General features: G+C 37.9%; 2 protein-coding genes and 1 pseudogene. All 3 read left to right on the top strand.

What is annotated here, in order from left to right; translation table 11 throughout:
• Positions 1-1,516 precede the first annotated feature (1,516 nt).
• Positions 1,517-2,644, top strand: coding sequence for a CO2 hydration protein (locus F6K54_RS36415; RefSeq protein WP_293088748.1), 1,128 nt, complete (start codon positions 1,517-1,519; stop codon positions 2,642-2,644).
• Between the two features lie 1,089 nt (positions 2,645-3,733).
• The gene (locus tag F6K54_RS36410) at positions 3,734-5,551 is read left to right on the top strand and encodes a diguanylate cyclase domain-containing protein (RefSeq protein WP_293088746.1); all 1,818 of its coding nucleotides are present in this window, start codon (positions 3,734-3,736) and stop codon (positions 5,549-5,551) included.
• Between the two features lie 271 nt (positions 5,552-5,822).
• A pseudogene (locus tag F6K54_RS36405) lies at positions 5,823-7,145 on the top strand (RNA-guided endonuclease InsQ/TnpB family protein).
• Positions 7,146-7,431: the final 286 nt, after the last annotated feature.

Below are 7,431 nucleotides of genomic sequence, written 5' to 3'. Positions count from 1 at the left end.
TTTATCAAATCATACCCAGAATCAGCAACTCCTAATTAGGGTTTGCTGAAAAAGTCTTATGGGTGAGGGTAGGAGTCAGGAGACAGGAGACAGGAGACAGGAGGAGTAAGGAATTTAGAGGAGGCAGGAGGAAAAATTATCCCAAGATTGTTCTGCCTCGCGTCAACCCAAAATCCTAACTTTTTGAGCTTTAAGGAGCAAAAACCTTGTACTTTTTCAAGACCTAAAACGGTTAAAACCTTTATCTGTCAATGCTTTAAAATTTAATCAGCAACGCCTAATTACTTAATACGTTATTGAATCATAATCATTCTAATTAGGACTTGCTGAATAAAGTCTTTTTGCTCTTTGTAGGGAGTAGGTACCCACCCCTCGCCCCTCCCCCTCCCAGGAGGCAGGGCTGTTTCATTCTCGATAGACACGGGGACACGGGGACACGGGGACACGGGGACACGGAGACACGGAGACACGGAAACACGGGGATGAGGGCTTTTAATTTATGATATTAGGTTGACTTTTCACCATTAATGTCAGAGCAAAAGGGATGCTTATTGGCGCTCAAAATCGGCAAATGCGTGGCAAATTTCACTGTTCCACAATGCCCTCATCTCCCGTTTTCCCGCTCATCTTTAATCTACAATACTTTGAAACAGCCCTGCCTCCCAGGAGGGGAGTAGGGAGTAGTTAGGACAAAGAAGGAATAGGAATTACAGAGTCAGTGGCCATTCATAATAGTAAGAGTGATTTTTTGGCTTTTGCTTCGGTGAAAATCCTCACTTTTTTAACCTAAACTTGCTGAAAAGCTAATATTTTTTCAAGACATTTCAAGACATAAATTGCCTAAAACCAATATCAGTCAATACGCGCGATAATTAATCAGCAAACCCTAATTAGGACTTGTTGATTAAATATCAAAGCATTGACATATAAAGACTTTAGCCTTTTTGGGAGCGAAAAAAGTGCGCCTGTTTCAGTCTAAAAGGCTCAAAAAGGAGCGTATTTTAGGCACATAGTTGGGCAGAACAATCTTGGGACAAAACTTAGCTCCTACCTCCTCGCTCATTTCCATTTCTCTTATCTCCTGTCTTCCCCTCCACGTCGGGGTTAGGGGTGGGTTGTCTCCTGTCTCCTACCCCTACTAAAAGACTTTTGAGCGCAAACCCTAATTACTTAATCATTGAAGTTTTGCATAAGTAGGGCTTGCTGATTAAATATCCAAGCATTGACTGATATGGGTTTGAGCAATTTTAGATCTGGAGGGGGTGCGAGGTTTTAGGTGGTAATGGTTCAAAAATTCAGGATTTTGGTCAAGAGTTGGGCAGAACAATCTTGGGAAAATTCTTACTCCTACCTCCTCCAAATTCCCATTTCTCCTCTCCCCCTCCTGGGAGGGGTTAGGGGTGGGTTGTCTCCTGTCTCCTACCTTCACCCATAAGACTTTTTCAGCAAGCCCTAAGTATAGCATTATTTTTGAGAAATGGTATAAATTAAATATCAAATTTAGGACAAACAATTTATGACCACAATTTTAAAATCTAATACTCATCCACTTTCAGCCTATATTAATCGTTTAAAATCTGGTCAAGCCCTACTAAAAGATACACCAGAAAACGTCTTAGAAGTTGTCGGAATTTTGAAAAGCTATGGCATTGTATTAGATGCCTATTCCAAAAATCTAATTTATATTGCCGAACATCAATTTTTAGAAATTTTTCCCTTTTTTAAATACTTCAACGGCAAAATTTCATTAGGTAAATTACTGAAGTTTTGGTGGCACGATCGGATTAATTATGAGTATGCAGAATATTGTATGAGAGGAATGTTATGGCATGGGGGTGGAGGTCTCGATAAATATTTAGATTCACCAGAATTTCAACAATTAGCAAAAGTAGTAATAGATGCCAAAATTATAGGAAATATGATATTAATGCCACTCAATCAATTATTTCCTGAATTTTTACCAGATCTGGTACGTCAACAAGCTTATTACAGTGCTTTAGGTCAATTTTGGCGAGTAATGAGCGACATATTTATGACCTTATCTGATAAGTATGACCAGGGGAAAATGACATCTATTCCTCAAGTAGTAGATCATATTTTATCAGGATTAGTAGCAGCAGCAAATTTACCAATTACCTATGCTGTAAATGTCAAAGGTAAGCGTTATGAAATAATTCCTAAATCAGTAGGTTTAACCTTTTTAACCGATACAGCAGTTCCCTATGTAGAAGCAATTTTCTTCCGAGGTACGCCATTTTTAGGAACAGTTTCATATAATGCTCAAGCTCGACAAATAGACCATGAACAAAGTCGATTTACTTATGGTGCTTTATATGCCGATCCATTACCTATTGGGGGAGCAGGAATTCCACCTACATTACTAATGCAAGATATGCGACATTTTTTACCAGATTATCTTCTAGAAGTTTATCAAAAAACTAACCGAGGTACAAATAATTTACGAGTCAAAATTTGTCAGACTTTTCAAAAGTCAATGTTTTGTGTAACAACAGCAGCACTTTTAGGATTAGCACCTCATCCTTTAGATACAGAAAATCCAGAGGAACAAGCAGCAAATCAAGTCTATTTAGAAGCTTGGATGGATCGATTTTTAACATCACAATTACAAGTTGTGAATAATTAGGGTTTGCTTATGGAAGTATGAGTGGTAAGGGTAGGAGTCAGGAATCAACCCACCCCTAACCCCTCCTGGGAGGGCAGGGCTGTTTCATTCTCAATAGACACGGAGACGCGGGGACACGGAGACGCGGGGAAACGGAGACACGGGCATAGAGGCTTTTAATTTATGATTAAATTGACTTTTCACCATTTTAGTCAGAGCAAAAGAGACGTTATTGGCGCTCAAAACCAGGCAATTTTGGTAAATTTTGCTATTCTTTGCTCCCCATTACTCCTATTCTCCCGCTCATCGTTAACTTGCGATACTTTGAAATAGCCCTGCTCCTGGGAGGGGAAGTCAGGAGGAATGGGAGCGATAGAGAAGGTAGTCGGAAAAATGGTCTGTTAATTTTTCTGTCCTAGTAGACATCTCCAATAATAAAAAATAAAATCAATTCTCACACAGAAACTATCAATTATTTCTCCCTACTGCCTACTGCCTACTGCCTACTGCCTACTCCCTCTTTCCCTAATTAGCGATCGCCTATATTTTGTAAGCATTTCCTGCGGAATACTGCGCAAACAGCTTTTGAACGTAATAACTTACTAAGGTTAGCTGAAGACATTTTTTTGATAAATTTTAATTCTCCTTGGAGATTAATTTCTCTTTGGAGCTAATAATGAACTAATAACTCATAGCTGATAGCTGACCGCTGAATGCTTACTATATTTTTATTAATTTTAACGATTAATTGTTTATTGTTTGAGGTTGAAAAATAATGAACATATTTTTTGAAGGTTTGTAATTAACATGAGTGGAAACCGCTATAAATGTTGAACAGCTTAAGAGTCAATAATTTTAGATATTTCCTGCAGTTTGCCCTTGCAGGCAGTATGATAATAAAGGGAATTAGAACACTCCTATTTATCATGAACCTTAGACAGTGGGTTTGATATCTATATTAGGTATCAAATTATTCACATTTAAATACTGAATGGCTCTGGTTTTAAATAAAAAAAATATAAATAATATCAAGATTCAATAGAATACAGTCACACAGACTTTTTTTAAAAAGTGCTATATTTAGCTTATAAATTTTTATAAAAAATTCTGATGAATAAAATAATACCTCAATCTATATTGCCTACTATCAACCGTAAAATTATTAATCAAATATCTAGGTTATTGAGATTACCTACTATAGATAATTTAGAGACTCAACTAAATGAAAAAACTGATCAACTAGAGCAAATATATGCACAACAGAAAGCAATATATCGAGTTATTAGCAAGATTAGAGCATCTCTCGACCTAGAAACAATCTTTCGCACAACCACAAAAGAAACTTGTAGACTTTTAGGTGTCGAACGAGTCTCAGTATATCGTTTTAATGAAGACTGGGGAGGTGAATTTGTTGGTGACTTTGAATTTGCTGAAGTTGGTTGGGATGAACTCGAGTTTACATACAAAAACACTGTCTGGAATGATTGTTATCTTCAAAATAATCAAGGTGGTCGGTATAGCAGTAATGAAACACTCGTAGTAAAAGATATTTATCAAGCAGGGTTGTCTCGATGCCATGTTGAAATATTAGAACAATTTCAGATTCGAGCATATGCCACTGCTCCTATTTTTATTAAACAAAAACTATGGGGTATTCTGGCTGCCTATCAACATTCTAAACCCCATGAATGGGAAACTTCTGCAGTAAATTTTTTAAGTCAAATTGCTGTTCAACTGGGCTTTGCAGTACAGCAAGCAGAACAACTAGCTGAAGTCGAACAAACAGCCAAAGATTTGCGAGCAGCTAGCCAACAACAAATGATTTTATTCAACTTAATTTCAGAAATTCGTGAATCTCTCGACCTCGATACATTATTTAAAACCACCGCCAAAGAAGTTAGAAAAGCTCTAGAGAGCGATCGCGTAGGAATATTTCGCTTCCACCCAGAAAGTAACTATTGCTATGGAGAGTTTGTTTCTGAAAGCGTTTTACCAATTTATGATTCTGCCCTTTCGATAAAAGTCAACGATTATTGTTTTGGGGAACAGTATGCCATCCATTATCAACAGGGGCGTATGCAAGTATTGACCGATATCTACAATGCTGGTTTAAAAGACTGTCATATTCAAGTCTTAGAAAAATTTCAGATTAAAGCACAAATTATTATGCCTTTAATGATGGGTTCAAAACTGTGGGGACTGCTTTGTATTCATCATTGTGAAAACATTCGTGAATGGACTCCTGCTGAAATTAGATTTGTCAAACAATTAGCAGCTCAGTTTAGTGTTGCTTTAGAACATTCCCATCTACTTGCTCAAACTCGCTCACAAGCAGATGAGTTAGGCAACACCTTGGATGCACTTAAACAAGCAAATCTCAAGTTAGAACGTCTGGCTAGACTTGATGGTTTAACTCAAGTTCCTAACCGTCGTTACTTCGATGAATTTTTAAACCAAGAATGGCGACGAATGGCAAGACAAAAGGAATTTTTATCTCTAATTATGCTTGATGTGGATTATTTCAAACTTTACAATGATGTTTACGGTCATCAAGAAGGAGACAAATGCTTGATTAATATAGCTCATACAGCTCAAGGGGTTTTGAAATGTCCGGCAGACTTGCTAGCTCGTTATGGGGGCGAAGAGTTTGCTGTAATTTTATCAAATACTGACCAAATTGGGGCTTGTGAAGTAGCAGCACAGATTCAATCAGCCATTAAGGCTTTAGGTCTTCCTCATCCTAGTGGGAAAGAACAAATAGTTACTATCAGTCTTGGTATTGCGACTCAAATTCCTTCATTCGAACGAACGCTCCATACATTTATTGGCCAGGCTGATAGAGCTTTATATGAAGCTAAACAACAGGGTAGAGATTGCTGGATACACTTTAGTATGATTTCTTCTCCTCCAGATACAAAGGACTTTTAAGATTACTGCAAATTTTTCAACAATTAAAACATTTGACTTCTGCCGTAAGAAAGAAAATCGCTATAATAATCGCAACGACCAACAAGGAATAAAAAAAATATTGTCCAAATCGGTAAATTTATCTCAACGTTGGTTGAAGACCCGCGCTCTCCCGTTGGCGGAGGATGGTGGCGGCAGCTATTAGGGGAGTACAGGGATGGGAAAACCAATCAATAAGAGCGGTTTTACAGATAATCTGTTAATATCTAAACTTTAAATAAGTAAGCAGTGAATGGTTGAAAAAGCATACAGATTTAGGTTTTACCCTACTCCAAAACAAGAAAATCTGTTGAGGAGAACTTTGGGTTGTGTACGCTTGGTCTATAACAGAGCTTTGGCAGTAAGAACTCAAGCCTGGCATGAACAAAAGCAACGAGTGAGCTACAAGCAAACTTCAGCTATGCTGACTCACTGGAAAAAACAGGAAGATTTAGATTTCCTCACAGAAGTAAGCAGTGTACCATTACAGCAAGGCTTGAGACATCTACAAACAGCTTTTACTAACTTCTTTAGTGGACGGACTAAATATCCTAACTTCAAGAAAAAGCGCAATGGTGGTAGTGCTGAATTTACAAAGTCTGCATTTAAGTGGAAAGATGGTCAAGTATATTTAGCTAAATGTTCTGAACCGTTAGCTATTAGATGGAGTAGGCAACTACCAGAAAACTCTGTGCCAACTACAATCACAGTTAAACTGGACCCATCTGGTAGATGGTCTGTGTCTTTGAGAGTCAATGACACCAGAGATTTTAGGCTTAAACCGATTAACAAGCAAATTGGTATTGACTTAGGAATTACCAGTTTAGTTACTACAAGTGATGGAGAAACATTTGCTAATCCTAAAAATCTCAACAAATTACACAAAAAACTGAGATTAGCCCAAAAGTCTCTATCTAGAAAAACCAAGGGATCTAATAACTATCAAAAAGCTAGACTGAAATTAGCTAGGATACACACAAAAATTAAATAGGACTTACGCAGATACGCTATATATAGCGCTCAAGACTATTGTCCAACAGTTACTTTACTCTATAAATAGTGCCTTTGCGTAAGTCCTGTTAAAGATTCAAGGCTTGATTACACCCATAAGCTAACTACCCAATTAATCAGAGAAAATCAAACTATTGTAATTGAGGACTTGGCAGTAAAAAACATGGTGAAAAATCATAAATTAGCCAGGGCAATAAGTGATGCTAATTGGGGAGAAATAGTTAGGCAATTAGATTATAAAGCCCAATGGTATGGACGGGAATTAATCAAGATTGATAGATACTTTCCCAGTTCTAAACGTTGTTCTAATTGTGGTCATATAGTGGAAAAATTGCCTCTAAATATTAGAGAGTGGGAATGCCCAGAATGTGCAGCTCACCATGACAGGGACATAAACGCTTCGATCAATATTTTGGCTGCGGGACTCGCAGTGTCAGTCTGTGGAGCGACCGTAAGACCCGAAGAGAGTAAATCTCCGTTTGCGGAGCATTCCGTAGGAAAGGCGGGTGCTCAGAAACAGAAAGTCTCTAACAGTGATGCTAGAGAATCCCGCGCTGTCTCGTGAGAGCAGCGTTGGGAGGATGTCAACTGTTGCTTGCTAACACCAAAAAATATGGACTATCCTAGACAAACATCTACAAAATGTCTAGGATATGACACAATGGCAAATAGGTAGAAAAATTAGGAACCAGACACGAAACTTGAGTTCATGCCAAAGCAAAGCGCAAATATTATTGACACAAAAAGGCAAGCTCTGCTAACCTTGAGTAAAGTAATTCAATGTGAGTAATGGCCAAATCTCACGGTTCCTTGACAGGAATAGAAGCTAAAATTGAATACCATCCTGCAAA

Source organism: Okeania sp. SIO3B5, assembly GCF_010692555.1.
Classification (GTDB): domain Bacteria; phylum Cyanobacteriota; class Cyanobacteriia; order Cyanobacteriales; family Microcoleaceae; genus Okeania.
Note: the sequence above shows the minus strand (reverse complement) of the source record. Positions and strands in the feature narration are given on the sequence as shown.

Bases quoted from the DNA above. Each gene is read 5' to 3' on its own strand.
- F6K54_RS36410 (WP_293088746.1), top strand. From the start codon at position 3,734: ATGAATAAAATAATACCTCAATCTATATTGCCTACTATCAACCGTAAA.
- F6K54_RS36415 (WP_293088748.1), top strand. From the start codon at position 1,517: ATGACCACAATTTTAAAATCTAATACTCATCCACTTTCAGCCTATATT.